At 59.6% G+C, this 26993-nt stretch carries 25 protein-coding genes and 1 tRNA gene; 12 read left to right on the top strand and 14 right to left on the bottom strand.

Annotated features, from left to right (window positions below):
* Nucleotides 1-11: 11 nt before the first annotated feature.
* The gene (gltB, locus tag ACZ9BX_RS19295) at nt 12-4730 is read right to left on the bottom strand and encodes a glutamate synthase large subunit (protein ID WP_476219651.1); all 4719 of its coding nucleotides are present in this window, start codon (nt 4728-4730) and stop codon (nt 12-14) included.
* 524 nt (nt 4731-5254) lie between these two features.
* Here gltB and ACZ9BX_RS19290 point away from each other — a divergent pair.
* Both ACZ9BX_RS19290 and ACZ9BX_RS19285 read left to right on the top strand, forming a co-directional pair.
* On the top strand, nt 5255-6307 hold the full coding sequence (locus ACZ9BX_RS19290) for a threonine aldolase family protein (protein ID WP_476219649.1): 1053 nt from the start codon (nt 5255-5257) through the stop codon (nt 6305-6307).
* Nucleotides 6308-6655: 348 nt separating this feature from the next.
* The gene (locus tag ACZ9BX_RS19285) at nt 6656-7171 is read left to right on the top strand and encodes a BA14K family protein (protein ID WP_476219648.1); all 516 of its coding nucleotides are present in this window, start codon (nt 6656-6658) and stop codon (nt 7169-7171) included.
* Nucleotides 7172-7213: 42 nt separating this feature from the next.
* Here ACZ9BX_RS19285 and ACZ9BX_RS19280 read toward each other — a convergent pair whose 3' ends face one another.
* A complete protein-coding gene (locus ACZ9BX_RS19280; protein ID WP_476219647.1) occupies nt 7214-8071 on the bottom strand; it encodes a LysR substrate-binding domain-containing protein in 858 nt (285 codons plus the stop codon).
* 93 nt (nt 8072-8164) lie between these two features.
* Between ACZ9BX_RS19280 and ACZ9BX_RS19275 the strand changes: the two genes are divergently transcribed.
* The gene (locus tag ACZ9BX_RS19275; RefSeq protein ID WP_027508024.1) at nt 8165-9169 is read left to right on the top strand and encodes a bile acid:sodium symporter family protein; all 1005 of its coding nucleotides are present in this window, start codon (nt 8165-8167) and stop codon (nt 9167-9169) included.
* A gap of 70 nt (nt 9170-9239) precedes the next feature.
* On the opposite strand, the gene ACZ9BX_RS19270 is transcribed toward ACZ9BX_RS19275, so the two are convergent.
* Nucleotides 9240-9707, bottom strand: coding sequence for an Hsp20 family protein (locus ACZ9BX_RS19270; protein WP_476219645.1), 468 nt, complete (start codon nt 9705-9707; stop codon nt 9240-9242).
* Nucleotides 9708-10110: 403 nt separating this feature from the next.
* Between ACZ9BX_RS19270 and ACZ9BX_RS19265 the strand changes: the two genes are divergently transcribed.
* Nucleotides 10111-11085 (top strand): alpha/beta fold hydrolase, encoded by a 975-nt coding sequence (locus tag ACZ9BX_RS19265; RefSeq protein WP_476219643.1) that lies wholly within the window; start codon nt 10111-10113, stop codon nt 11083-11085.
* 12 nt (nt 11086-11097) lie between these two features.
* Here ACZ9BX_RS19265 and hisN read toward each other — a convergent pair whose 3' ends face one another.
* Together hisN and ACZ9BX_RS19255 are read right to left on the bottom strand one after the other, a co-directional pair.
* A complete protein-coding gene (gene hisN / locus ACZ9BX_RS19260) occupies nt 11098-11871 on the bottom strand; it encodes a histidinol-phosphatase (RefSeq protein WP_476219641.1) in 774 nt (257 codons plus the stop codon).
* Nucleotides 11872-12122: 251 nt separating this feature from the next.
* Nucleotides 12123-13004: an N-formylglutamate amidohydrolase gene (locus ACZ9BX_RS19255; protein ID WP_027508020.1), complete on the bottom strand. Its 882-nt coding sequence runs from the start codon at nt 13002-13004 to the stop codon at nt 12123-12125.
* Between the two features lie 188 nt (nt 13005-13192).
* Here ACZ9BX_RS19255 and cpdR1 point away from each other — a divergent pair, with 188 nt between their 5' ends.
* The 3 genes from cpdR1 (at nt 13193) to ACZ9BX_RS19240 (ending at nt 15074) form a co-directional block, all read left to right on the top strand.
* Nucleotides 13193-13555: a response regulator CpdR1 gene (gene cpdR1 / locus ACZ9BX_RS19250; protein WP_003542883.1), complete on the top strand. Its 363-nt coding sequence runs from the start codon at nt 13193-13195 to the stop codon at nt 13553-13555.
* Between the two features lie 84 nt (nt 13556-13639).
* Nucleotides 13640-13714 (top strand) — tRNA-Val (locus ACZ9BX_RS19245).
* Between the two features lie 424 nt (nt 13715-14138).
* A complete protein-coding gene (locus tag ACZ9BX_RS19240; RefSeq protein ID WP_476219639.1) occupies nt 14139-15074 on the top strand; it encodes a HEPN domain-containing protein in 936 nt (311 codons plus the stop codon).
* Nucleotides 15075-15250: 176 nt separating this feature from the next.
* On the opposite strand, the gene ACZ9BX_RS19235 is transcribed toward ACZ9BX_RS19240, so the two are convergent.
* The gene (locus ACZ9BX_RS19235) at nt 15251-15385 is read right to left on the bottom strand and encodes a hypothetical protein (RefSeq protein ID WP_022715855.1); all 135 of its coding nucleotides are present in this window, start codon (nt 15383-15385) and stop codon (nt 15251-15253) included.
* Nucleotides 15386-15702: 317 nt separating this feature from the next.
* On the opposite strand from ACZ9BX_RS19235, the gene ACZ9BX_RS19230 reads away from it, so the two are divergent.
* Both ACZ9BX_RS19230 and ACZ9BX_RS19225 read left to right on the top strand, forming a co-directional pair.
* Entirely contained in the window at nt 15703-15900 is a 198-nt protein-coding gene (locus tag ACZ9BX_RS19230) for a CrpP-related protein (protein ID WP_051336431.1), read from the top strand.
* Nucleotides 15901-16092: 192 nt separating this feature from the next.
* Complete coding sequence (locus ACZ9BX_RS19225; protein ID WP_027508018.1) at nt 16093-16569, top strand: hypothetical protein; 477 nt, start codon at nt 16093-16095, stop codon at nt 16567-16569.
* 3 nt (nt 16570-16572) lie between these two features.
* On the opposite strand, the gene ACZ9BX_RS19220 is transcribed toward ACZ9BX_RS19225, so the two are convergent.
* A complete protein-coding gene (locus ACZ9BX_RS19220) occupies nt 16573-17271 on the bottom strand; it encodes a hypothetical protein (RefSeq protein WP_476219636.1) in 699 nt (232 codons plus the stop codon).
* A gap of 143 nt (nt 17272-17414) precedes the next feature.
* Here ACZ9BX_RS19220 and ACZ9BX_RS19215 point away from each other — a divergent pair, with 143 nt between their 5' ends.
* Entirely contained in the window at nt 17415-17933 is a 519-nt protein-coding gene (locus ACZ9BX_RS19215) for an MgtC/SapB family protein (protein ID WP_476219634.1), read from the top strand.
* Nucleotides 17934-17961: 28 nt separating this feature from the next.
* Here the strand turns inward: ACZ9BX_RS19215 and ACZ9BX_RS19210 are convergent, their stop codons facing one another.
* Together ACZ9BX_RS19210 and ACZ9BX_RS19205 are read right to left on the bottom strand one after the other, a co-directional pair.
* Nucleotides 17962-18159: a hypothetical protein gene (locus ACZ9BX_RS19210; RefSeq protein WP_476219632.1), complete on the bottom strand. Its 198-nt coding sequence runs from the start codon at nt 18157-18159 to the stop codon at nt 17962-17964.
* Nucleotides 18160-18232: 73 nt separating this feature from the next.
* Nucleotides 18233-18466: a hypothetical protein gene (locus ACZ9BX_RS19205; RefSeq protein ID WP_027508014.1), complete on the bottom strand. Its 234-nt coding sequence runs from the start codon at nt 18464-18466 to the stop codon at nt 18233-18235.
* A gap of 404 nt (nt 18467-18870) precedes the next feature.
* Between ACZ9BX_RS19205 and ACZ9BX_RS19200 the strand changes: the two genes are divergently transcribed.
* Entirely contained in the window at nt 18871-19998 is a 1128-nt protein-coding gene (locus ACZ9BX_RS19200) for a DUF475 domain-containing protein (protein WP_476219630.1), read from the top strand.
* Between the two features lie 104 nt (nt 19999-20102).
* Here ACZ9BX_RS19200 and ACZ9BX_RS19195 read toward each other — a convergent pair whose 3' ends face one another.
* The 5 genes from ACZ9BX_RS19195 to ACZ9BX_RS19175 all read right to left on the bottom strand — a co-directional run bounded on the left by ACZ9BX_RS19195 (nt 20103) and on the right by ACZ9BX_RS19175 (nt 24768).
* Entirely contained in the window at nt 20103-20273 is a 171-nt protein-coding gene (locus ACZ9BX_RS19195; protein ID WP_086995223.1) for a hypothetical protein, read from the bottom strand.
* 158 nt (nt 20274-20431) lie between these two features.
* Nucleotides 20432-21949, bottom strand: coding sequence for a tripartite tricarboxylate transporter permease (locus ACZ9BX_RS19190; protein WP_476219628.1), 1518 nt, complete (start codon nt 21947-21949; stop codon nt 20432-20434).
* An 11-nt stretch (nt 21950-21960) separates the two neighbouring features.
* On the bottom strand, nt 21961-22452 hold the full coding sequence (locus ACZ9BX_RS19185) for a tripartite tricarboxylate transporter TctB family protein (RefSeq protein WP_027508011.1): 492 nt from the start codon (nt 22450-22452) through the stop codon (nt 21961-21963).
* Nucleotides 22449-23393 (bottom strand): Bug family tripartite tricarboxylate transporter substrate binding protein, encoded by a 945-nt coding sequence (locus ACZ9BX_RS19180; protein ID WP_476219625.1) that lies wholly within the window; start codon nt 23391-23393, stop codon nt 22449-22451. The genes ACZ9BX_RS19185 and ACZ9BX_RS19180 overlap by 4 nt, the downstream gene beginning before the upstream one ends.
* Nucleotides 23394-23703: 310 nt before the next feature.
* Nucleotides 23704-24768, bottom strand: a complete 1065-nt coding sequence (locus tag ACZ9BX_RS19175) for an ABC transporter substrate-binding protein (RefSeq protein WP_476219623.1) — start codon at nt 24766-24768, stop codon at nt 23704-23706.
* Nucleotides 24769-25106: 338 nt separating this feature from the next.
* On the opposite strand from ACZ9BX_RS19175, the gene ACZ9BX_RS19170 reads away from it, so the two are divergent.
* On the top strand, nt 25107-26987 hold the full coding sequence (locus ACZ9BX_RS19170) for a TPR end-of-group domain-containing protein (protein WP_476219622.1): 1881 nt from the start codon (nt 25107-25109) through the stop codon (nt 26985-26987).
* Nucleotides 26988-26993: the final 6 nt, after the last annotated feature.

Below are 26993 nucleotides of genomic sequence, written 5' to 3'. Positions count from 1 at the left end.
ATTTAGAGCACTCACTCCGCGGCAACTCCCATCCGGCTCCGCTCCATTTCCTCGAGCGCACGGCGGTACTCGACCGGCATGACCTTGCGGAATTTCGGACGGTAGTCGGCCCAGTCGTCCAGAATCTGCTTGGCGCGGGTCGAGCCCGTGTAGTGCAGATGGTTGGAGATCAGCTGATAAAGGCGCTCCTCGTCGTGACGCGTCATGTCGCCGGAGACGTCGACGCGTCCCTTGTGCATGAGGTCGCCGCCGTGATGGTGCAGCTTCTCCAGCATGTCGTCCTCTTCCGGAACTGGTTCGAGCTCAACCATGGCCATGTTGCAGCGCTTAGCGAAATCGCCAGCCTCATCAAGAACGTAGGCAACGCCGCCGGACATACCGGCCGCGAAGTTGCGTCCCGTTTCGCCGAGCACGACCACCACGCCGCCCGTCATGTATTCGCAGCCATGATCGCCCACACCTTCCACGATAGCGATTGCGCCCGAGTTACGGACGGCGAAACGCTCGCCCGCTATACCGCGGAAGTAGCACTCGCCTTCGGTCGCACCGTAGAGCACCGTGTTGCCGACGATGATGGAGTCTTCAGCGACGATCTTCGAGTTTTCCGGGGGCCGGATGATGATCTTGCCGCCCGAGAGGCCCTTGCCGACATAGTCGTTGCCGTCGCCGATCAGGGTGAAGGTGACGCCGCGTGCGAGGAACGCAGCGAAGCTCTGACCCGCCGTGCCCCTCAGCGTGACGTTGATCGTGTCGTCCTTCAGGCCGCGGTGGTTGTAGCGCTTCGCAACCTCGCCCGAAAGCATGGCGCCCGCCGAACGGTCGACATTCTTGATGTCGACTTCGAAGGCAACCGGCGTTTTCGAGGAGAGCGCAGGCTCGGCCTTCTCGATCAGCTTGCGGTCGAGAATGTCGTCGATCGGGTGCTTCTGACGGCTCGTCCAGTAAGTCTCTTCCTTCGCGGCATCGACCTTGTGGAAGATGCGACTGAAATCGAGCCCCTTGGCCTTCCAGTGCGCCAGCATCTCGTCCTTCTCGAGCAGTTCCGAAGCGCCGATGATGTCATCGAGTTTGGTGAAGCCGAGCGAGGCCAGGATTTCGCGCACTTCGTTGGCGACGAAGAAGAAGTAGTTGATGACGTGCTCGGGCGTGCCCTTGAAGCGCTTGCGCAGAACCGGATCCTGCGTCGCAACCCCCACCGGACAGGTGTTGAGATGGCACTTGCGCATCATGATACAGCCAGCGGCAATCAGCGGTGCCGTCGCAAAGCCGAACTCGTCTGCACCGAGTAGCGCCCCGATGATGACGTCGCGGCCGGTCTTCAGACCGCCGTCGACCTGTAGGGCGACGCGCGAGCGAAGGCCGTTCAGCACCAGCGTCTGCTGGGTTTCGGCAAGGCCGATTTCCCAAGGGCTGCCGGCATGTTTCAGCGAGGTGAGCGGCGAAGCACCCGTGCCGCCGTCAAAGCCGGCAACCGTGATGTGGTCGGCGCGCGCCTTGGCAACACCGGCGGCAACCGTGCCAACGCCGACTTCTGAGACGAGCTTGACCGAGATGTCCGATGCCGGGTTGACGTTCTTCAGGTCGTAGATCAGCTGCGCCAGATCTTCGATCGAATAGATGTCATGGTGCGGCGGCGGTGAGATCAGGCCGACGCCGGGCGTCGAGTGACGGGTCTTGGCAACCGTCGCATCGACCTTGTGACCTGGCAGCTGCCCGCCTTCGCCAGGCTTGGCACCCTGCGCGACCTTGATCTGCAGCATGTCGGCGTTGACGAGATATTCGGTCGTCACTCCGAAGCGTCCCGACGCGATTTGCTTGATCGCCGAGCGTTCCGGGTTCATCGAGCCGTCGCGCAACGGCATGTAGCGGTCGGACTCTTCGCCGCCCTCGCCGGTGTTCGACTTGCCGCCGATCTTGTTCATAGCGATCGCCAGCGTCGTATGGGCCTCGCGGCTGATCGAACCGAAGGACATCGCGCCCGTGGAGAAGCGCTTGACGATACCGGCTGCCGGCTCGACCTCGTCGATCGAAATCGGCTTGCGGCCGAGCTGCTCGGCGCTTTTGACGTTGAACAGGCCGCGGATGGTATTCATGCGCAGTGCCGTAGTGTTCATCATGTCGGAGAACTCGCGGTAGCGATCCTCAGCATTGCCGCGAACCGCATGCTGAAGGGCGGCGACCGCGTCCGGCGTCCAAGCGTGGCTTTCGCCGCGCATGCGGAAAGCATATTCGCCGCCGATGTCGAGCGTGCTGGCAAGCAGCGGGTCGCGGCCGAAGGCGGCCGTATGGCGAGCAACAGTTTCCTTGGCGATCTCCTCCAGGCCGACGCCTTCGATCATCGTTGCAGTGCCAAAGAAATACTTGTCGACGAAATCCGACTGCAGGCCGATTGCGTCGAAGATTTGCGCGCCGCAATAGGATTGATAGGTCGAGATGCCCATCTTCGACATGACCTTGAGGATGCCTTTGCCGACCGCCTTGATGTAGCGGTAGACGATTTCGCTGGCGTCCACTTCCTTTGGAAACTCGCCCTTGGCATGCATGTCAAGCAGTGTGTCGAAGGCGAGATAAGGGTTGATCGCTTCGGCACCATAGCCTGCGAGCAGGCAGAAGTGATGTACTTCGCGCGGCTCGCCGGTTTCGACGACGAGACCGACGGAGGTGCGAAGCCCCTTGCGGATCAGGTGGTGGTGCACGGCAGCGGTCGCCAGCAGCGCGGGAATCGCGATGCGGTCCGGCCCTATCTGACGATCAGAGAGCACGATGATGTTGTAGCCGCCCTTGACCGCCGCTTCCGCGCGCTCGCAAAGGCGGTCGAGCATCTCCGGCATGCCTTCGGCGCCGCGCTCCACATCATAGGTGAAGTCGAGCGTCTTGGTATCGAAGCGATCTTCCGTGTGACCGATCGAGCGGATCTTTTCCAGATCGCCGTTGGTCAGGATCGGCTGGCGCACTTCGAGGCGCTTGGCGTTCGCCATGCCCGTATGGTCGAGGATGTTCGGCCGAGGCCCGATGAAGGAAACGAGGCTCATGACGAGCTCTTCGCGGATCGGGTCAATCGGCGGGTTCGTCACCTGCGCGAAGTTCTGCTTGAAGTAGGTGTAGAGCAGCTTCGACTTGTCGGACATCGCCGAAATCGGCGTATCCGTACCCATCGAGCCGATCGCTTCCTGACCCGTCGTCGCCATCGGCGACATCAGGATTCTCGTGTCTTCGGTTGTATAGCCGAAGGCCTGCTGGCGGTTGAGCAGCGAAACGTCACGGCGCAGCGCGCGCGGTTCGACCGGCTTCAGGTCTTCGAGGATGAGCTGCGTGCGATCGAGCCAGCTGCGATAGGGATGCTGGGTCGCAAGCTGCGACTTCACCTCGTCATCCGAGATGATGCGGCCTTCTTCCATATCGATCAACAGCATCTTGCCGGGCTGCAGGCGCCATTTCTGGACGATATTTTCTTCCGGAACTGGCAGCACGCCCGCTTCCGACGCCATGATAACACGATCGTCGTTGGTGACGAGATAGCGGGCCGGACGCAGGCCGTTGCGGTCGAGCGTCGCGCCGATCTGCTTGCCGTCCGTGAAGGCGACGGCGGCCGGTCCGTCCCACGGCTCCATGAGCGCTGCGTGGTATTCGTAGAATGCCTTGCGCTCGGCCGCCATCGACTGGTTGCCGGCCCAGGCTTCCGGGATCAGCATCATCACCGCATGCGACAGCGAATAGCCGCCGCGCACGAGGAATTCGAGCGCGTTGTCGAAACAGGCCGTGTCCGACTGGCCTTCGTAGGAGATCGGCCAGAGCTTGGAGATATCCTCGCCGAAGAGCGGCGAAGACACGGAAGCCTGGCGCGCCGCCATCCAGTTGACGTTGCCGCGCAGCGTGTTGATTTCGCCGTTGTGTGCGACCATGCGATAGGGGTGTGCCAGCTTCCACGACGGGAAGGTGTTGGTCGAGAAGCGCTGGTGCACGAGGGCGACCGCACTTTCGAAACGTGGGTCGGACAAGTCTTTATAATAGGCGCCGACCTGATAGGCGAGGAACATACCCTTGTAGACGACGGTCGCCGACGACAGCGACACCGGATAGAAGTTGCTCTCCTCGCCTTCGAACTCGTCGTAGATGCGATTGGAGATCACCTTGCGCAGCGTAAAGAGACGGCGCTCGAACTCGTCGTTCGTCGCTGCATCCTCGCCGGCGCCGATGAAGACCTGCACATGGTGCGGCTCCGTCGCGGCGATATCTGGTGCCTTGGAGAGCGACGAGTTGTCGACAGGTACGTCGCGGAAGCCGAGGAAGACCTGGCCTTCCTCTGTGATCACATCCTGGATCACCTTCTTGAAGTGCTCGATCTGCCCTTTATCACGCGGCATGAAGATATGGCCCATGCCGTATTCGCCGGCCTTCGGCAGGATAACGCCCTGTTTGGCCATCTCCTCGCGGAAGAAGCGGTCGGGAATCTGCACGAGAATGCCGGCGCCATCGCCCATCAGCGGATCGGCGCCGACAGCACCGCGGTGCGTCAGGTTTTCCAGAATAAAGAGACCGTCCTTGACGATCTGATGTGACTTCTGACCCTTCATATGCGCGACGAAGCCGACGCCGCAGGCGTCATGCTCGTTGCGCGGATCATAAAGCCCCTGTTTCCGCGGCAGACCGGAGGCGGATTTACGCGTATTGGCCGTTGCGCGCACGTCCGCTGCGAACTGGTCAAAACCCGTGGATGGCGTCTTCGTCATCTTTCCCTCCTGTCAAAGCCCGCGAGCGGGCGTCTCTTCGTCGCGCGCCGCCCTTGATACTGGGTTCGGCGCGTGACAGCGCTGTTGCATTATCGAAGATCCGGTCGCGTTGACCCGCTAAAAGCAAGCCGCCGCGCTCCGCGCCTGCCCAGTCGCCTCCGCGCTGCCAAGGCTGCGCTTGAGTGGACTATAGCGTGAAACCCTGCAAAGGTCAGGGCTTTCGGCGCCTCTTCGGCCGTAAAGGCCAAAATAGGACAGCAACACTGTCCTAATTCATCAGTTCTATGCCAGAAACCTATGCGCTCCGCAAGAGCGCGCGATTAAAAAATCGTCAATTTGGGACTGAAGATTGCCGAATTAATGGGAATGACGAAATTAAATTACATATTGCCGTACTATTTTGTTTATTGATTGCGGAGTTCAATTTTTGTGATGCATTGCGAGGCAGATGTTTGATCCCGTGAAGCTTTGGCGTAATGTCCCGGCCGAACTCGCCAACCCCACATTTTCCCCGACGGTTCTTCATGTTTTTTTCTTCCGACAACTGGGCTGGCGCCCATGAATCCATTGCCCAACGCCTGCTCGCCGAATCCGCCGGTTTCGCTTCCGCATACGGCACCAGCAATCTCGATAAAAAAGTCGAGGTGCGCTTTTGCGAAGTCTTCGAGCGCGAAGTCGCTGTCTTCTTTGTCGCGACGGGTACGGCTGCGAACTCCCTTTCTCTTGCGAGCGTCCAACGCCCCGGCGGCGTCGCCTTCTGCCATTCGGAGGCCCATGTCATTGAGGATGAATGCGGCGCACCGGAATTTTTTTCAGGTTCCGCCCGCCTTGTCGCTGTGCCCGGAGAGTCCGGCAAGATCGATCCGGCAAAGCTTTCGGCAAAGATCGCAAGCTTCCCTGAGGATGACGTGCATCACGGCCGCGCGAGTGCCGTCACTATTACCCAGGCCACCGAGATCGGTACCGTCTATTCGCTGCCGGAAATCGGTGAGATTTCCGGCATCGCAAGGAAGCGCAACCTAGCCCTTCATATGGATGGCGCACGTTTTGCCAACGCACTCGTGGCGCTTGGCGCAACGCCTGCCGAAATGACCTGGAAACGCGGCGTGGACATGCTTTCCTTCGGCGGCACCAAGAACGGCTGCTGGTGCGCGGAGGCGATCGTCTTCTTCAATCCGGATCAGGCCAGAGAGATGCCCTTCATCCGCAAGCGTGCCGCGCAGCTCTTCTCCAAGTCGCGCTTCATCGCCGCCCAGTTCGACGCCTATTTCGAGAACGATCTCTGGCTCGATCTCGCCCGCCATGCGAACCGCATGGCGGACAGTCTTCGCGTAGGCATCGGCGCCAGCAATTCGGCGAGACTCGCATGGCCCACCGCCACGAACGAAGTCTTCGCCGTCGTCACGACGGCGGCGGCGAAGATCGCCGAGGGAAGGGGTGCAAAGTTCTACGAGTGGCCGGTTCCAGCCGCAACCCCGGAACTCGTCGGCGGCAACGAGACGTTGATCCGCCTCGTCACCAGCTTCGCCACGACGGAAGCCGATGTCGACGGCTTCCTGAAATGCCTGGCGGCATAAAGGCCGATTCCATTTAGTTCTGATGGCCGTAGACGGCGGATTGCGGGGCACCGCGAGCCGCCTTTTCCGCTTCGTGCCCGATCACAAGGATCATCATTACACAGGCCACCAGCCCGGATACGAATAGTGCGCCATACATCATCGGTCTGTCCTCCCTTGCCCCGAGCGACGACCGTTACCGGTTCCCAAACTAGGAGTCGGAATCTCACCAAACAGCTAAGCGAAAGGGTTGAGAGGGGCTTAAAACGGTAAGCAGCCGATTAACTTTTGCGGGCGAAATGCTGCAAATCTTCCATCGACTGGAACTTTAAGGAGGGTTTCTCGTTTATGAGCGAAAGGTGAAGAGCCATGAAAAAGTTAGCAGTCGCGCTCATGTCACTTGTGACGGCTTTTGCCGGTATTCCACCTGCCGAAGCATTTCCGGTTGTCAATTTCGAAAAACCGAAGGTGGTTTCGAACATAGAGCAGGTTCAAGACCGCCGCCTGATCATCCGCCGATGGAATGGACGCCGCTATTATCCGGGCTATAGGAATTACGGCGGCTACACCCGCTATAGGAATTACGGTGGCTACCGAAATTATGGTGGCTATCGCTATCGGAACTATGACGGCTATTACGGCCGCCGCTACTACCGCCGGCATCGTAACAACGACGCCGCGGCCATTATTGGCGGATTGGCGCTCGGTGCGATCATCGGAGGCGCATTGGCTCAGCCACGCTACTATGGCCCCCCGTCCTCCTATGCCTATGGCGGCAACGGTCATACGCGCTGGTGCTACAGCCGATATCGCTCCTATAGGGCATGGGATAATACGTTCCAGCCGTACTATGGCCCGCGCCGGCAGTGCGTTTCGCCTTATTGATCGGCAAGCAACCGGAACCCGCCACCAAGCGGGTTTCTATTTCTATGCGGCTGATCGCAGGCCCCGCACCTTCCCAAGAATATCCTCCGAAAGCGCCGACACCAGCGCCTGATCGGCCCCTTTGCGCGGCACCAGCACGAATTCCACATCCTCCAGCAGCGGCAGCCTTGCCGCACCAATCTCTTTCAATCCAGAGGGAGCCATGCTGCGCGGCTGCACCAGCACGCCCATTCCAGCCCGCGCCGCGGCTGTCAAGCCACTGAGGCTGCCGCAGGTGCAGACGATCCGCCAAGGCACCTGCACCCGGCTGAGGGCCTCGAGCGCAATGCTGCGCGTCACGCTCGGCGGCGGGAAGGCAATCAGCGGCAGCGGTCCCTGCGCAAACACATGGTCCGGATCGCGCGCCAGCCAGACGAGCGGCTCGCGATAGACAAGCGTGCCGCGGGTATCGCCGAGCCGGCGCTTGGCGAGCACCAGATCGATCTCGCCATTGTCCTGCATCTCGTAGAGCGCTCCAGAGAGCGCTACCGTCAATTCCAGATCAACCGACGGATGCGACCGCACGAAATCCTCCAACACGGCCGGAAGCTGGCTTGTCACGAAATCTTCCGAGACACCGAGGCGGAGCCGGCCACGCAGGCTGCTATCCTTGAAAAGCGATTGAACCTGTGCCTCGATCGAAAGCATCATGCGCGCATGCGAAAGCAGCGCTTCCCCATCTCCGGTGAGTACGACCTTGTGGGTATCGCGAGCCAGCAGTTTTCGCCCGAGGGAAGTCTCCAGCCGCTGGATATGCTGGCTGACGGTCGATTGCCCAAGACCCAGCCGCTCGGCCGCGAGCGTGAAACTGCCCATCTGCTCGACGGCAACAAAACTGCGCAATTGCGTCAAATCAAGCACGGAAATCCCAGTTCGCGATAACTGTTATTCCTTGCATCCTGAATCATAATTAGCGACAAAGCAACGAGCTTCTGAAAATGCCGAGAAAGCATCATGCGCCGCTTCTTGCCCGATACCTTCACGATCCTGCTCGTCTGTACTGTCATTCTTGCCTCGCTGCTTCCGGCAAGCGGCACTTTCGCGGATTATTTTGGCGTCGCCACTAATCTTGCCATCGCTCTGCTCTTCTTCCTGCATGGCGCACGGCTCTCCAGTGACGTCGTCATTGCGGGCCTCTTGCACTGGCGGCTGCACCTCGTCATTCTGTTGACAACCTTCGCCATCTTCCCGCTGCTCGGCATGGGGCTTAGCCTGATCCCGGATTCGATCTTGCCGCGGCCGCTTTATCTCGGCATTCTTTTCCTGTGCGTCCTGCCATCCACGGTGCAGTCTTCGATTGCCTTCACCTCGATGGCAGCTGGCAATGTGCCGGCGGCCATCTGCTCGGCCTCTGCTTCCAACATCTTCGGCATGTTCCTGACGCCGCTGCTCGTCGGCCTGCTCTTTTCCGTTGGTGGCCATGGCGGCTTTTCCTGGGATGCGCTGGAGCAGATCCTGCTGCAACTGCTTGCGCCCTTCGTGGCCGGCCAGATCCTGCAGCCTTGGATCGGCAACTGGATCCGCGCGAAGAAAAAGGTCCTGATGCCGGTGGATCGCGGTTCGATCCTGATGGTCGTCTATCTCGCTTTCAGCACCGCAGTGGTCGAGGGACTGTGGCACACCTTCTCGGTAAGAGACATCGCCGTCGTCGTCGTGCTCGACATGCTGCTGCTTGCGATCGTCCTGATGCTCACGATGCACGGCAGCCGCTTTCTCGGCTTCAACAAGGCCGACGAGATCACCATCACTTTCTGCGGCTCGAAGAAGAGTTTGGCAAGCGGCGTGCCGATGGCAAGCGTCATCTTCGCCGGCCAGTCGATCGGCGCAATCGTCCTGCCGCTGATGCTCTTCCATCAGATTCAGTTGATGGTCTGCGCCGTGATCGCGCAGAAATATGCCGCAGCGGCCGCGCACCGGATAACGGAAGAGGAAGCCGAAGAGGCTGCAAGCCCGGCCTGATCCGCAGGTAACAAAAAAGCGGCGCCCCAACGGAGCGCCGCCTGCCTTTTCCTATCCTGGGAGGGATCGGTTAGTGGGCGACCTGGGCCTCGATAGCCTTCGGCGCGCTTACCGGCTCTGCGGCAATCGCGATCTTGCGCGGCTTCATGGCTTCCGGGATGCTGCGAAGAAGGTCGATATGGAGCAGGCCGTTCTTCAGCGAAGCAGCGGTTACCTCGACATGGTCGGCAAGTTGGAAGCGGCGCTCGAAGGCGCGCTTGGCGATGCCGCGATAGAGGAACTCGCTGCCCTCCGCATTCTCTTCGCTCTTTCCGCCCTTGACGGTCAGCGTGTGAGCTTGAGCCTCGATGGAGATTTCGCTTTCATCGAAACCGGCAACCGCCATGGTGATGCGATAGGTGTTTTCACCGGTTCGCTCGATATTGTAGGGCGGATAGGTATTGCCCTGATCCGGCTGAGACAAGCTATCAAGCATGGTGAAGAGACGGTCGAAACCGACGGTCGAGCGATAGAGTGGAGAAAAGTCGACGTGACGCATGATGTCCTCCTGAGGAAGCGACGTGTTGCGATAGATGCCCCTGAAACCCCATATTCGGCAGCTTCGGGACGGTTCAGCGGACCCCTTTTGGCACCCGCAGAATTGAGATGGTGATCGACTTTCCGCAGTTCAAGCCCCCGTTTGAAGCCAGGTGAACAGGGCATGAACGCGCGGTTCGGCATGCGTTCAGCCGCACTTCTGTAAACATTGTATCGTCGGGTAATCAAACTGGCCCGATGGCTGAAGTGCATCGTCCCTTCTTCTTCAGTCCGATTTGCGGCCGGCGCCGGGCATCCCCTCAGATCGCCCCGCCGGTCTCTTTTTCTTGCTCCAGCTTAAGAGTTGATTTTCCATCTCCGTGCATTATCCCCTACATTCAAGGCGGCATCGAAAGCAGCGGCTTATGGACAGCGTCCTCATCTCCACACCTGACAATCCGGTTCCGGCAAGCCGCACAGAGGGCTATTTCGAGACGCATGACGGCTGGAAGCTGCGCTATGCGGTATTCCGGTCCGATACCTCCGTTGCGAAAGGCACGGTCGTCATTCTCCAGGGGCGCAATGAATATATCGAGAAATATTTCGAGACGATCCGCGATCTGACGGCAAAGGGCCTCTGGGTTGCGATCTTCGATCTTCGCGGTCAGGGCGGTTCGCCACGGCTCATCAAGAAGCGGCAGCATGGCCATGTGCGGCGCTTTTCCGACTATGAACGGGACCTCGACACCTTTTTGGAGAAGGTGGTGCTGCCCGACACCCGCCTGCCATTCTATCTGCTCGGCCATTCGACCGGCGGCCTGATTGCGCTTTCGGCAGCACCCTATCTGACGACGCGCATCGAACGCATGGTGCTTTCCGCGCCCTTCATCGGCCTGATCGGCCAGGCGGCGTCAGCCTCGACCATCCGCCGCCTCGCCGCCACGGCTTGCGCGCTCGGGCTCGGCTCGCTGCCGCTAAGCCGCAAACTCCGGGAACTGCCTTTTCAGGACAATCCGCTGACATCGGACGAAGTGCGTTTCGAACGGAACGTCGCTATGATGAAGGAGCACCCGGAACTGACACTCGGCCCGCCCACAGCACGCTGGTTGCACGAATCCTTCAAGGCGATCGACAGGGTTCTAATGCCGAGCCATCTCTTTTCGATCACCATCCCAACGATCGTCATTGCCCCGACCCGCGACGGCGTCGTGCCTTATATCGCGCAGGAACGGCTCTCCCGCTATTTCCGTGCCGGCCAGCTCGTGCCCATCAATGGCGCGCGGCATGAGATTTTTCAGGAGCGCGATTCCTATCGCGCCGCAGCACTCGCAGCGTTCCATGCGTTTATCCCCGGTAGCGACGCCGAGGCCAGGAAAGAGGTCGAGGGGATCGGTGTCTGAGCGGACGGTAGCTTAGCGCTGCAGGATCGCAAGTGCCTGGTCGTAAACAGCACGGCTGCCGGCAGCGATGATCGAGCCACCGTTTTCCGGCCGCCCGCCCTCCCAAGTCGTGATGATGCCGCCGGCATTTTCGATCACCGGAATGATCCCGCCGACATCGTAGGGCTTGAGGCCGTTTTCGATCACCAGATCGACATGGCCGGCCGCCAGCAGTGCATAGGCATAGCAATCCGTTCCGTAGCGGAAAAGCCGGACCTGGCTTTCGATCTCACGATATTTCTCCATTTCGAAGCCGGTGAAGAGATGCGGCGACGTGGTGAAGAGGATCGCCTTCGAAAGCATGCCGCAATCGCGTGTCTTCAAGCGCCGTTCGCCCTCCGGCCCGGAATAGATCGAGCCGTTCTGATCCGCAAAATAGCGCTCACCAGTGAAGGGTTGCTCGATCATACCCATGATCGCCCGGCCGTTCTTCTGCAGCCCGATCAGCGTTCCCCAGACCGGCACGCCGGAAATGAAGGCCCGCGTGCCGTCGATCGGGTCGATGACCCAGACATAGTCGCGATCCAGCCCGACGTTGCCATGTTCCTCGCCGAGAATGCCATGATCAGGAAAACGCTCTTCAATCAGCTTGCGGATTGCAGCTTCCGCTGCCTTATCGCCCTCGGTAACGGGATCGAAACCGCTCGAAAGCTTGTTTGTGACATCGAGGCCGGACCGGAATCGCGGCAGCGTTTCAGCCTTGGCGGCTTCCGCCAGGCGATTGAAGAACGTGCGGTCAGGGAGCATGGGCAATCCGTTTTTCTGGGCCGTGTGGCGCGCATTTCTTAGCGGAATTGCGCTCGAATGCAAACGTTTCAGGCATTTTCTCGATAGCTGCCTAAAGATTTTGCATTGCAAAATAATGATTGACAATTGTGCAGCGCAGCAGTAGCGTCTTCATACAGTCTTCTGACTGTAAATACCCTCCTTGGGTGTTTCCTCCCTAGACTTAGCCGCGCTGAACAGCGCGGTTCTTTTTTGAGCGACTGTCTAGGAGCTTATTCGGCAGCAAGCGCCGTATCGATCGAGAATTGTTCCACGTAGCTCGCCATCTGCCGCATGAAACCCGTTACGGCGTTGACGATCAGCGGAAAATCCGTGTGCTTTTCCAGGGTCACTTCGTCCACGTAGATCGCCCGATTCACCTCGATCTGCAGGGCGTGCAACCCTCGCGCCGGCCGACCGTAGTGTTCGGTGATGAAGCCGCCGGCATAAGGCTTGTTGCGGATGGCGGTGAAACCCATCTCCTCGAGAATACTGATTGCCATACGCGAAAGCTCGGCCGATGCGCTGGTGCCATACCGGTCGCCGATGATGAAGTCGGGCCGCGTATTGCTGCCTGCGACACGCACATTGCCCGGCATGGAGTGGCAATCGATCAGCACGCCGAAGCCGAACTGCACGTGGGTGCGCGCAATCAGGCGACGCAGCGCGGCGTGATAGGGTTTGTAGATACTCTCGACCCGATCGAGCCCTTCCTGCACCGGCAGCCGACGGGCATAGATTTCCATATTCTCGGCAACGATGCGCGGAATGGTCCCGAGCCCGCCTGCAACACGCAGCGAATTGATGTTCGCGTAAGGCGGCAACAGCCCATCGAACATGCGCGGATCGAGTTCGTAGGGTTCGCGGTTCACATCCAGATAGGCGCGCGGGAAATTGGCGAGAAGCAAAGGCGCGCCGAGCCGACTGGCGGCGGAAAAGAGCTCGTCGACATAGTGATCCTCCGACCGGCGGATGGAAATGCCCTCGAGCCGCGACTGGGCGATAAATTCCGGTGGATAAATACGGCCGCTGTGGGGGGAATTATAAACGAAGGGAATGGTCTGCGACACGGGCTCACGGATCTCAAAAAGCTCGTATTCGCGAATTTCCGGCACCTTTTTCCCTCTTAACCATGTCACAGGACGGCTGCTTCGCCCATGTTGCCAGTTGCCTCACCTCAAGTCCATACTATGTAGCGGGGATGACAGCCTGGGGTAGGCAATTCACCGGTTGTTTACCGGCTAAAGTCTAGTGTAAATAGCTGGCACCTCCCACCAAAACCTATTCACAATCGGTCTGGATAATGACTCAGAAGATACTGCTCGCCGAAGACGACAACGACATGCGCCGCTTCCTCGTGAAGGCGCTCGAAAAGGCCGGTTACAAGGTCCTGTCCTACGACAACGGCGCAAGCGCCTATGACAGGCTCCGTGAAGAGCCCTTCTCCCTGCTCCTGACCGATATCGTCATGCCGGAGATGGATGGCATCGAGCTCGCGCGCCGGGCGACCGAACTCGACCCGGACCTCAAGGTTATGTTCATAACCGGTTTTGCAGCCGTCGCGCTCAATCCCGATTCGAAGGCGCCGAAGGATGCAAAGGTGCTTTCCAAGCCCTTCCATCTTCGCGATCTCGTTGATGAAGTAAACAAAATGCTTGCCGCATAAGGCTTGCGACCGGCGCGTCACAAAACTTCAAAAAAGCCTATTGACGGCTCCCAAGGTTTTGTGATCTATGCGCCGCCATCGGATGGGCGTGTAGCTCAGCGGGAGAGCACTACGTTGACATCGTAGGGGTCACAAGTTCGATCCTTGTCACGCCCACCATTCAGATCGCTTAAAATTCAGGGCCTTTCGAGAAATCGAGAGGCCCTTTTTACATAGTGCTCCTCCCAGATTCAGCAAACCTTGAAAGACTATCATCCAGTGCCGTTTTCGGAGCTTCCGAAAGACCGACAAGAAGCCATCCTCAAGTTCTTCAAAGCACTTGCCCGGAGGAAAGCGAGGCTGGATTACTGCAGTGGGCGCTTGCCAGTGGCGCTCACTATCAGCGACCCAATAGACCGGAGCGGCCAGAACCCACCTGTACGGCCGGGAACGAAGCCGACATCAATACACGAGAGGGTTATCGCCACCGCGCCAGCAGCATGCAATGTTGCTGATTTGCCGCCAGAACAAATAGCTATCGGTTGCATTTAATGCGCGTCTCTCGTAAAGAGTTTATATGCGCAACAACCGATGAGCCGTTACGATGGATACGATTCCCACCGAAGGCTTTGACGCGGCCGTGACCCTGACAGACCATCTCGACCACCTGCCCGACAAGAAGCGCCGAGAGCTTGCCCGGGTTCTGCAGATCCTGTTTTTCGAGGTCGAGCAGTTCCGCGCCACCAAGCTGTCCGGCAGGAAGGCGGCCGGCAAAGTGCTCAAGGTGGTGCTCTACGGCTCGTACGCCCGCGGCGACTGGGTCGAGGATCGCTCAAGCGGCTATCGTTCCGACTATGACCTTCTCATCGTCGTCAACACCAAGAGCTTTGCCGAGGAGCATGAGCTGTGGGAGGCGCTGGAGGAACGGTTGTTGCAGGAACAGATCAGCCACCGGATCGAAACGCCCGTAATCCCGATCGTGCACTGCCTGGCAGACGTCAACGACCAACTGGCGCGTGGCCGGCCGTTCTTTACCGACATCGCCAAAGACGGCATCGTGCTCTACGAGGAGCCCGGCCATCCCCTCGCCCAGGCGAAGGCGCTGACACCGGAGGAGGCAAGGGCTGAGGCACAGCGGTATTTCGATCAGTGGTTTCCAAGCGCGGATGCATTCAGCGCATCCGCAGGTTTCCTCATAGAGAGAGGAAATTTGAAGGAGGCTGCGTTTAATTTACATCAGGCGGTCGAGCGGCTCTATCATACTGTTTTACTCACTCTGGCTCTCCACAGCCCGAAGTCTCACCGCATCAAGGTGCTGCGCTCGCAAGCCGAAAGCGCCGATGCCCGACTGGTCGCCGCGTGGCCGCGCGATACCCGTTTTGCCCGCCGCTGCTTTGAGCTTTTGTCTCGCGCCTACGTCGAAGCGCGGTACTCCTCGAAATACACGATCAGCAGTGAAGAGCTGCAATGGCTCGTCGCGCGCGTGAAGGACTTGCAGGCGCTCGTTGAGCAGATCTGCAAAGACCGTCTTGGTCCATGAAGCCGGATCTTCCCCATATTGAGCGGTCAAAGCGTTGTTCCACGCTAGAAAGGGATTTCGGCAAGCCGGTGATAGGCGAGTTATCTTCCAGGAAGCGACCAATCGCGCCTCACAGCGCAGAACTGCGCTCTCGCTCAACACGGCTGACAAGCCAGCCAAAACCCCAACAAGTACTTTTACTTCGTAAGCGTGGCGTCTTCAGATAGAGTTGCTGCGGTTTGCAGGTTCGGCGTCTCAGGGATGGCTGCGATGAAGAACATCGTGAACGCATAGACTGAGAACAGCGTCAGCACCGCGGTCAATCGAATCATTCAGTATCTCCTTATTCACAAGGAACAGCTTGACCCATATCGGAGCTTTCCCAAACCGTTTTCTGAACGGGAGATGAACAAAAACTTGTGACAGAGCATTTTAACGATATTTTTACAACACATTTTGGAGAGTCTCTCCTGTTCCCGCGGGGGCTTATAAGCCGGAAGAAGGAGGGTTCCATGACCGTGACGAAGGTATTGCTCCATTTGAGCTAATCCTGTGAATAGCGGGAATCGACACCGGCCCTCTGGACATTAGCAAGGAGAAATGTTTGCCTAGGCAGGCTGGCTGAGGGGCCGGCGGTTGGGGGCAAGCGATGGAAATCGAAGAACTGCTCGACATGCAGGAGCGCGGAATCCGCGACCGGGTCCTTGGCTACACTTTGAGCGACAACCCCATGTCGCGGCCGGAACTGATGCCGATCCGCGACGTCACGGAGCTTGAGGTGTGGTACGCCCGCTATGAAGCATGGCGCTTCGGCTGGTCCGTCGAGGACGCCAACCGGCGCCATTGAACAGGCGAAGACCTATTCAGCCCCGCTCAAGCAAGACGGAAGACTGAGGCCGGCCGTTGTTGTTGACGGCCACGCTTCCCGGAACGGGCCGCTATCCCTGCAGCGGCCCGTTTTCTTTGAGTGCGGCAAATTTCGGACACAGAAACATGCGACGCCCGTCCGGCAAACCAGCATGACAGGAATCCTGAACAGATGAGACTGATAGTGATTGCAGCCGCGGCGCTTTCCGCCGCAGCTTTCGCCTCCGGCGCCAGCGCCGCCTCCCAGAATTTTCCAGGTGCCGGCGTTTCGACACTCGCGGGCAAATGCGCAAAACTCGTCGTTGGCAAAGTGGATGCAACGAAGGGCTGCAAGGGCGAACTCGCCAGCGTGGGACTGCCGAACGGTCAAGTGACCTTCATCTTCACGTCAGGCGGCAAGATGCTTGGCTTTCAAGGCGATGGCACCGCGATCAAGCCGGCATCCAACGGCAATGCCCGCATTCCGCTCAAGATGGTAACGACGGGCGCCGGCGAGAAAATGACAGGCCAGGTCAAGGTGGCAGGCACCTGCACCTTCGGCAATCCTTACGGCGGCAAGCCTATCGTGATCGAATGCACCGCCGAGAGCAAGGATACGGCCTTCACCGGCAGCTTCCGCACCAGCGGTAAGGCTCCGAAGCAGAAATAGACCTCAGGTGCACCACCCACCGACAGCGCCTGGCTTGCGGGCAAGTCCCTCGTTAATCAGTTGAGTGCCCAAGGAACGGCCGCCGCGCGAAATCACGTGCGGCGCACCGGCACCGACCGGCTTGCCGGCAGCGTTCATGACGAAGGGCCCGGCATTCAGAAATTTGAGCAGCCTCGATTTTGCGGCAAAGCCGATCCTCCGCTCTCCTTCGCAACGCGCGGCGCCGACGTCCGGCACGGCCATATCCGCGATCAGGATCTTTTCACCCTTATACCAAAAAGTCCCGCCGTCTCCGACGCAGTTCATATGCTCGCCCTGCCCGCAATAGCCGAAGGCAGCGCGGGCGTTTTCCGAACTGGCGGGTGATGCGGCCGTCGAGGACAGCTTCACAGGCTGCGCGGCAGGAACCGGAACGGCGGCAGGCGGCACGGGGCGCTGCGGCTGCGAAACAGCGGCCTGCCTCGGCACACTCTTGGCGACAGCCGCTTTGGGCGCATCTGGCTTGATTGCAGCGGTAATCGCAGCTGTATCCAGCGCCCGTGAGGCAAGGAACGGCCGCACGCTCTTCCAGTTGTCGTAAAGAGCAATGCCGCTTACGGCAACGGCGCCTGCGAAGAGCCAGGGCAAGGCTCCGCCCTGCCCCCTGCCCTTCGATTTTGCGGATGATTTGCGGCGGCGGCCGCGAGGTGCAGTTCTAGCCATCTGGTCCGAATCCCGTGATGGCCGATTATCGCCTCCCAATCCTTTCCGAAAGGTTGGCATGAGCGCTCACAGTCCTCCCGGCGAACAAAGAGCCACGCAGGACGTTAGCTCGCGGAGATGTTTTCACCGGAAGAGTTCCCGTCATGGACGTCATTTTTGCCGATATGCTCCCCGAAACCGGTATTCATTATTCGGTCATCTTTGCGCGGCTCATCGGCGCGATCGTCCTCGGCGGCGTCATCGGTTTCGAACGCGAGGTGCGCGACCATCCTGCGGGCCTCCGCACTCATATTCTGGTGAGCCTTGCTGCAGCGCTCTTCGGGATCATTTCCATCGAAGCCGTGCAGGTGCCGAGCTTTGCCGACGACCAGCAGGTCCGCATCGATCCGCTGCGCGTCATCGAGGCCGTGACGGCGGGCGTCGCATTTCTGGCCGCAGGCATGATCGTTTTTTCGAGAGGTAGGGTGAAAGGACTGACGACCGGAGCTGGCATGTGGCTCTCAGGCGCGATCGGCCTTGCCGTTGGCTTCGGTTACTGGCCGGTCGCCTTCTTCGCGACGGCGGCTGCAGTCTGCGTCCTGTTTGCTCTGGGTAAAATGGAGCAGCGCCTGGAACGCGATTCCGGAAAAAATCTGCCGCCGGAGGACGAGGCCGACTCATAGAAAACGCCAGGCATGCAAGCGCTTCCTTTTAATTGCGATCAGAATTAGCGGGCTGCCCTGTTGACCTGTCGTTCTCGGGAGGCACGTTCGTCCCACAGCCAGTGATATTCCCGAGTGCCGTTTTGCGCTTCTGGATATCGATGCCGTTCCCGAAGGCTTCCTTGAGAGCCTGCCATTCGCTTTCGTGTTTCAAATAGATGTCCTGCGGCACGAGATCAGTCGTCATGTGGTCCTCACATTTTTGTCCGGGCTTTAAATGCAAAAACCCCGACGCCGGTTCCCGCGCCGTCTGAAAAAATCTAGCGGCGCTGTTTGCGGCCTTTGGACGCTGCAGTGTCGGGACCGCCTTTTGAAAGATCAGCGCCGGTGACATGAGCCGGAAAATGAATGTCGTCCATCGGCGTCTGCGGCAGCGTCAGATCGACATGGTGCGGCGGCAGCACCTGCACCTTCTGCATGCGGTTTGGCTTTGCCCGCTTCATGCGGTCAGCCGCTTCCGCCCGCTTGTCGGGAGAATGAGTCGAAGCCTGCATCGTTGTCCCTCCTTTTTATCGCGCCGGCAATGGAGTTCCATTGCCTCAACCAGAGCCTAACGGGCGGGCGGCTGCATGGTTCCAAAGAAAAGCTCCGGCGCGTACTGCGGCCGCCTTGACTGCCGCCGCAGGTTAACTACCTAGAAGGCTGTCTGCAGCCAAAATGATGCGCATGGTTGCCCCCCGTGCAGAAGCATCGGCTGCAGGACAAACACTGGTGCCGGGCCCCTCTGGCGAGAGTTTTTACGGCGCTCTCGTGATGTCGGTACCGCCTGCAAATAGCCGGCGGATTTTCATTCGATGAAAAAGCTCACAATTCCTCACGCGCATATCCCTTGCGATATGCCGCGCTTTTCAATCACATCATCCTTCAAAAACGATGTCCGCACCAAAGGAGTGCGGCCATGAAGCAATCCATCAGCCATAAACCCACGCTTGGCTATTTCCGCTGGGCTTTCATCATGACGGCATTTGGCCTGGCGCTCGGCGCTTTGCTGGGCTGGCAGTCCACCGGCACGATCAGCGGCATGGCGACGATCTTCTTCATCTGCGCGGTTCTGGCAGTGCTGGAGATTTCCCTCTCCTTCGACAACGCGATCGTCAATGCCAACAAGCTCAATGAAATGACGCCAGCCTGGCAGCACCGGTTCTTGACCTGGGGCATCATCATTGCCGTCTTCGGCATGCGCATCGTCTTTCCGCTGGCAATCGTGGCGATTGCCGCAAATATCGGCCCGATCGACGCCGTGCTCCTCGCAGCGCGGCAACCGGCCGAATATGCACGCATCATGAACGAGGCCCATCTGCCGATCGCAGCCTTCGGCGGGACCTTTCTTCTGATGGTCGGCCTTACTTACTTCTTCGACCATGAAAAGGACGTCCATTGGATCGTCTCTCTCGAGAAACTGATGTCGCGTGGCGCAACGATCAAGGGCATCGAGATCGCCTTCGTTCTCCTGCTGATTCTCACTTTCGCTTCACTGCTTGAGGGCGAAGAATCGACGACGTTCGTCTACAGCGCGATCTACGGTCTTGTCACATTCTTGGTCGTCGAAGTGATTGGCGCGCTACTGGACGCCTCGCAAAGGGCCATGTCAGAGGCGGCACGCGGCGGCCTCGGCGCATTCATCTATCTCGAGGTGCTGGATGCAAGCTTCTCGTTCGACGGCGTCATCGGCGCTTTCGCCCTGACGCAAAACCTTTTCATCATCGCCATCGGTCTGGGCGTCGGCGCAATGTATGTACGCTCGATGACGATCATGCTCGTCGAAAAGGGGACGCTGACGCATTACCGCTACCTGGAGCATGGCGCATTCTACGCGATCCTGATCCTTGCGATCATAATGTACGTCCAGACCCTCTTCCACATTCCGGAAGTCGTCACCGGTCTCGCCGGTGCAGCGCTCATCGGAGTCTCGCTCTGGTCTTCGATCCGCCACAACAAGCGGAAAGGCAAGAAAACCCAAGCGGAAGCAGAAGCGAAGGCGCAAGCCGAAGCCCATTCACCTGCCCGCGAGCGGCTGAAGGCCTGATGCAAGCAAAGCCGCACGCTACATGCGTTGCGGCTTGTCCGGGGCAAAAATAAAGCCCGCGACCAACCGGTTGCGGGCTGTTTCATGCGTAATATATCGGCAGATTAACGGCCGATATGGTCGAAGGCGTCCGGCGCGATACCGAGAACCTTGAGGTCCCGACCCTTCGGACGGCGACCAGCTTCGAAAGCTGCGCTTACGGCATTTGCGGCGCCGATCACAGCGAAGGCACGGCCGAAGAAACCTTCCCGAATGGACTTGCTGTAGGAGGACATTTATTTTTCTCACTTAGCTTCATTATTGACTGCTCACATATGATGCGCCGCAGCATTCTCCACAAGTGACGGGAATTCAGGCCTGCCATGCAAAAACAAGCAGCCGGCCCATGTTTCATGGCCGGCCGCAAGGCAGGGGTTCGAGCAGTATTTTTCTTTTAGTCTTCGCTTGCAGCAAGTTGCGAAAGAACTTCGCCGCGGCCGCGTATTCTCAAGATCAGCGGAATGATAAAGGCCGCAGCCGCAACGATCAGCAGCCCGGCTGCAATCGGCGACATGACAAGCGTCGTCACGTCGCCCTGGCTGATGGCGAGTGCCCGCCGCAACTGCTGTTCGGCCAGCGGCCCGAGGATGAGGCCGACGACCGCAGGCGCGATCGGATAGCCGAAGAGCCGCATGATATAGCCGAGAATACCGAAGGCGAGCAGCATGCCGAGTTCGAACACCGACGGATTGGCGCCGATCGTGCCGAGCGTCGCAAACAGCAGGATGCCGGCGTAAAGCCAGGGCTTCGGAATCGTCAGCAAACGCACCCATAGGCCGATCATCGGCAGGTTGAGCACGAGCAGCATGGCATTGGCGATCAAAAGGCTGGCGATCAGCCCCCAGACAAGCTGCGGATTGGACGCAAACAGCAGCGGCCCAGGCTGCAGCCCGTACTGCTGAAAGCCGGCGAGCATGATCGCCGCCGTTGCCGTCGTCGGCAGGCCGAGCGTCAGGAGCGGCACAAGGGTGCCAGCCGCCGACGCATTGTTTGCCGCTTCCGGACCTGCAACACCTTCAATCGCGCCTTGACCGAATTCTTCGGGATTCTTCGCAAGACGTTTCTCGGTCGCATAAGAAAGGAACGTGCCTATCTCGGCACCACCGGCCGGCATGGCGCCGATCGGGAAGCCGATCAGCGTGCCGCGCAACCAGGGTTTCCAAGAACGGGACCAATCCTGCGCCGTCATCCACAGCGAGCCCCGGACGGCTTCCACCTTTTCCTCGCCGCGATTGCCTTGGGCGGCGATGTAAAGCGTTTCTCCGATCGCAAACATGGCAACCGCAAGCGTCGTCACTTCGACACCGTCAAGGAGATCGGGAATGCCGAACGAAAGCCGTGCCTGACCCGTTTGCTGGTCGATACCGACCATGGCAAGGACAAAGCCTATGAAGAGGGAGGTCAAGCCGCGCAGCGCTGAGTCCCCGAAGGCCGACGAAACGGTCACAAAAGCGAGTACCATCAGGGCGAAATATTCGCGCGGGCCGAAGATCAGCGCCAGTTTGACGATATAAGGCGCGACGAAAGCAAGCCCCAGCGTGGCGATGAGGCCGGCCACGAACGAACCGATTGCCGCTGTCGCCAGCGCCGGACCACCGCGGCCCGCGCGTGCCATTTTATTACCTTCAAGCGCAGTGACGATCGAGGCGCTCTCGCCCGGCGTATTCAACAGAATGGAGGTCGTCGAGCCACCATACATGCCGCCGTAGTAGATACCGGCAAACATGATCAGCGAGCCGGCCGGATCGAGCCGGTAGGTGACAGGCAGGAGAAGGGCAACCGTCAGCGCAGGCCCAATGCCTGGCAGAACGCCGACAGCCGTTCCAAGCGTAACACCGACGAATGCGTAAAGCAGGTTCATCGGCTGCATGGCGACCAGTATACCCTGGAAGAGGAATTCAAAGGTGCTCATCGCATCCAATCCTAGAAGAAGAGTCTTTCGAGCGGCCCGGCAGGCAAGGTGAGCTGCAGTAGTTGCGAGAAGATGGCCCAGACGATGAAGCTGAAGACGATGCCGAAGGGAATCGAAAGCCAGAGCTTGCGGCGCCCGAAGCCGCGTGCCGTGAACGCAAAGAGAATGCCGGTGGCAATCGAGAAGCCGGCCGTTTTCAGAAGCAGCATTTGTGCCGCAAGACCGGCAACGATCCAGATGACGGGAGCGACTTCCTGGCGTTCGCGCTCGGAAAAATCTCCGCGCAACGCCTCAAAGACAGTCCAGATGCCGAGGCCAATCAACCCGAACGCCACGACCTTGGGCGCGGTGGCCGGCCCGATGCGGGCATATTGCGCGATCGCTCTCATATGCGTGGCGTCCCAAAGCATGACGGCCGCAACGACGAAAAGACAGATGGCAATGATCAGCGCCGCCCAATCCGGGCGGCGCTTCGTTGCCAAGGGTGCGTTGCCCCTGCTCATTTAACAAGCCCGATCTCTTTGAGGATGCTCTCGGTAGCCGAAACGTCCTTCTCGAGCTGCACCTTGAAGGCATCGCCGGCGAGGTATGTGTCGGCCCAGCCCTTCGTCTTCAGGATTTCCTGCCAGCCTGCCGACTTGGAAAGTTTGTCAAAATCAGCAGTCACAGCAGCCGTCTGCTCAGGCGTCAGGCCGGGAGCGGCGGCGACCATGCGCCAGTTCTGCACGCTGACATCGACGCCAGATTCTTTCAGCGTCGGGGCGTCGACGCCCTCAATGCGCTGATCGCTCGAGACGGCGAGCAGGCGGAGCTGCCCGGCCTTTACCTGCGATTCGAATTCGCCATAGCCTGAAATCCCGGCCGTCACCTGTCCGCCGAGGATAGCGGCAAGCGCCTCGCCGCCGCCCGAGAAGGCGACATAGTTGATCGTCGTCGGATCGACGCCGGAGGCCTTCGCGATGAGACCGACCGCGATGTGGTCGGTACCGCCGGCCGAACCGCCACCCCAGGACACCGAACCCGGATCAGCCTTCAGCTTGGCAACGAGATCGCCCATCGTCTTGATGTCGGACGACGCCGGAACGACAATGGCCTCATACTCACCGGTCAGGCGAGCGATCGGCGTGACGTCCTTCAGCGTGACAGGCGATTGGTTGGTCAGGATCGCACCGACCATGACATAGCCGCCAACGATCAGGGCGTTCGGATTGCCGCTGTTCTGGCTGGCGAACTGCGCCAGACCGATGGTGCCGCCGGCGCCCGGAACGTTCTGAACCTGAACATTGCCGGAGATGCCTTCCTTCTGCATGACCGTCTGCAGCGAACGGGCCGTCTGGTCCCAGCCGCCGCCAGGTGCGGCAGGCGCCATGATGGTGTAGTCGGCCGAATAGGCCGGCAGCGCGATAGCCGCTGCGAAAAGCGTAGCAAGGAAAGTATGCTTCACGATGTGTCCTCCGTGATCGCGGTGAGCGCCGCGTATTGTTCTCAAGGGAATCGGGAAGCAATGCCGGGCAGCGGACTTGATGGTCCGCAATAGCGACGGAAACTCCTCCCGAAACGTCTGCCCTCCGCCTCCACGGAGAGAAGTGCCAGAACCGCACCACATCAAGCTGTCATTTAGCTGACATTACCAGGATATCCAGCGCCGGTGACACTTTTTTGCCGTAATTCGAGCATGGGGCGCTCGGTCACGCCAGCGGCACACACCTCAAATCCGCTTTAGCAAAGGACGGGAATGCGAACGCCGCCATCATCTACTGCGTCCGCAGCACCTCGTTCCAATGGGCGATCAGCCGCGCGCGTTTGACCTGGTCGAGATAGACCATCAGCCCGGGGCTGACCGGAACGGGCCGGAGCTGGGCGCCGAGGAGTTCCTGCAGGGTATTGGCCGTATTCTCGCCCGCGACCTCCGGGCTGACAGCGGGAATCTGGAGCTCCCGGGCCATGATCGTCTGCCCCTCCTTCGACATGAAGAAGGTGAGATATTGCCGCCCGAGTTCCGGCTCGGCAGCGGCCTGCGGCACCAGGCCGATCCGCGACATTACGACGGTATAGTCTTTCGGCAGCACGATGCCGACATCGGGGTGCCGGGACGCCCAGTCCGCCGCATAGGAGCCGAGGATGTTGTAACCGAGCACGAAGCGCCCGTCGGCGACCCGCTCCAGGATCGCCGAGCTCGTCGAATAAAGCTTGACGCCAGCAGCTCCCATGGCCCGGATCACTGACCAGATGTCCCCGAACTGCTCCTGATCGCGCGCCATGAAAAGAAAGCCGACGCCGGAGCGTTCGATGTCATAGGTGCCGATCCGGCCGTAGACCGCGTTGCCCTTGCGCTTCAGATAATCGACGAATTCCGCCCGTGAACTTGGTACCGGCTCATGCGTGAAGCTCGGCTTGTGATAGACAAAAACGGCCGGCTCGAAAGTGAGCGCATAGGCGGTGTTCCGCCAGTTTGCCCATTTCGGCCATTGCCCGCTCATCGGCAGATTGCTGACCTGCGCGTAGCCGTCGTTGGAGAGCTTCACCTGCAGGTCCATCGCCGACGAAAAGGCAAAATCCGCCGTTTTCTTCCCGGCATCCGTCTCCCGCACGATCCGGTCGTAGATCTCGCCCGTCAGCATGTCTTCGTAACGCACGGCGACATCCGGATTGGCCTTCTGAAAGCCATGGATCATCGGCTGGGCCAGCGGCTCGTCGAGCGAGGAATAGACCGTCAGCACCCGTGCATCCGCCTTGCCGGATTTCGCGGGATAAAAGGCCTGATCCGCAAGCGCGAGGTGCGGTGTAAGACACAAAAGCAGAATGAAACGGATCCTCATGCGCCCAACAATGCATCAGGGGCCGCAAGGGCACAAGCAGCCGACCGAATCAGGAATTTTAAGACAGTGCCGTTGAGTCGCGGATCGGCTCGTGTCGCGAATCGAGGCACTGCCTCAAGAATATGCTTTTGGCCGGTTGCGCCGCCAACCAATCCTAAAGGATTAGCGTTTGGCGCAATCTTCGCCCGAACGGTGTATTGATGCGTGGCCACAACATAATAGGTTCAACCAGCCGCGAAGCACGCCGATATCGCAAGACGCTTCTTGCAGGGGGATGGCTTTGCGCGGTCAAAATCTGGAAAAGCGAGAGTGACATGAGAGAATCCATGGAGAGAGTCATGGAACGGCGACTGAGTGCTATTCTCGCCGTCGATGTCGTCGGCTTCAGCCGGCTGATGGGTATCGATGAATCCGGCACGTTGCAGGCGCTGAATCGCCACCGCTGCGAACTGATCGATATTCGAATCTCACACTACAAGGGCCGCATCTTCAAACTTACTGGCGACGGCATCTTCGCCGAGTTCCAGAGCGTGGTGAACGCGGTCGCCTGCGCCGCCGAGATCCAGCGCAGCATGGCCGTTCGCAACGAGGACGTACCGAAGGAGGAGCGCGTGGAGTTCCGCATCGGCATCAATCTCGGCGATGTCATCGTCGAGGATGGCGATGTCTTCGGCGACGGTGTCAATCTGGCGGCGCGGCTGGAGCGCGTCGCGTCTCCGGGCGGCATCGCCGTTTCCTCCATCGTTCGCGATCAGGTGGGCTCCCGCCTCAATCTCGGCTTCGACTTTTTAGGTGAACACGTGTTCAAAAATATCAGGCAGGCCGTCCCGGTCTACACGGTCGCCTTCAACGCGCCGACTTCGGCGCGCTTCGTGGCACAGAACCGCAATACCTGCTTCGTCGCCGTCCTGCCCTTCACGAACATGAGCGGTGACGCCGATCAAGACTATTTTTCGGACGGGATAACCGAAGACATCATCACAGACCTCTCCAAGATCTCCAGTCTGCACGTCGTTCCACGCAACACCGTCTTCACTTACAAGGGCGCGTCGGTAAAGGTGAAGCAGGTCGCTCAGGAACTCGGCGTTCGCTATATGCTCGAAGGCAGCGTTCGCATCGCCGGCAAGCGCGTGCGTATCTCGAGCCATTTGATCGACACGATGAACGGCGACCATCTCTGGGCCGAACGCTACGATCGCGACCTGACCGACATCTTCGCCATTCAGGATGAGATCACCCATGCCATCGTCAGCCAGTTGAAGGTGCGCCTGCTGCCGGAGGAGAGAAAGGCGATTGCCGTCGAGCCGACCGCCAATGTCGAGGCCTATACCTATTATCTGCGCGGCCGCCAGCTTTCCCATACCTGGACGAAATCCTACCTGCAGCTTGCGCGCCGTATGTTCCTCAAGGCGGTCGAACTCGACCCGGACTACGGCCGGGCCTATGCTGGCATCGCCGATTGCGACGCGGCAATCCGCGATTGGGCGCCGGCGGATGTGCCTTTGAAAGGCATTCTCGAAATGAGTGCCCGCGCCCTGGAGATCGATCCGGACCTTGCCGAGGCCCATGCCTCCCGCGGTCTGGCGCTCCACCAGAACGGCGAGGACGACAAGGCCATGGCCGCTTTCGAGCGCGCGCTTGCCCTCGACCCCAATCTCTACGAAGCGAATTTCCACTATGCCCGCTTCTTCTTCATGCGTGGCAATTTCGCCGAGGCAGTGCAATACTTTACCCGCGCCGCCGAAATCCGGCCGGATGACTACGTCTCTCCCATCCACCTGATGTCCGCCTATCTATCCCTCGGCCGGACGCTGGATAAGGAAAACTGGGCCCGCCTCGGCCTCCAGCGGGCCGAACGGGCGCTCAACCTCAACCCGGAAAATTCAGGCCCGGCTCATCGCGGCGCGCTGGCGCTTGCCCATCTCGGCGATGCAGTGCGCGCCTGCGACTGGGCAGCACGGGCCATCGCCATCGATCCCGACGACATCGTCGCCCAGTACAACCTCGCCTGCGTCCATGCTGTGCTGGGAAACGTGGACAAGGCGATCGATATCCTGGAGCAGTTGCTGCCGCGCAGCTCGGTTTACCATATCAAGTGGTTCACCCACGATTCGGACCTGGACAATCTGCGCGACGACCCCCGCTTTCGCAAACTGCTGGCGGAGGCGATGAAGGAGCGCGAACGGATCGAGGGGGGTAGGGAGCGGTGTACTGTGTAGCCGGCC

It is taken from the genome of Rhizobium sp. USDA 3886 (genome assembly GCF_056279785.1).
This window is presented reverse-complemented; position numbering and strand designations above follow the sequence as displayed.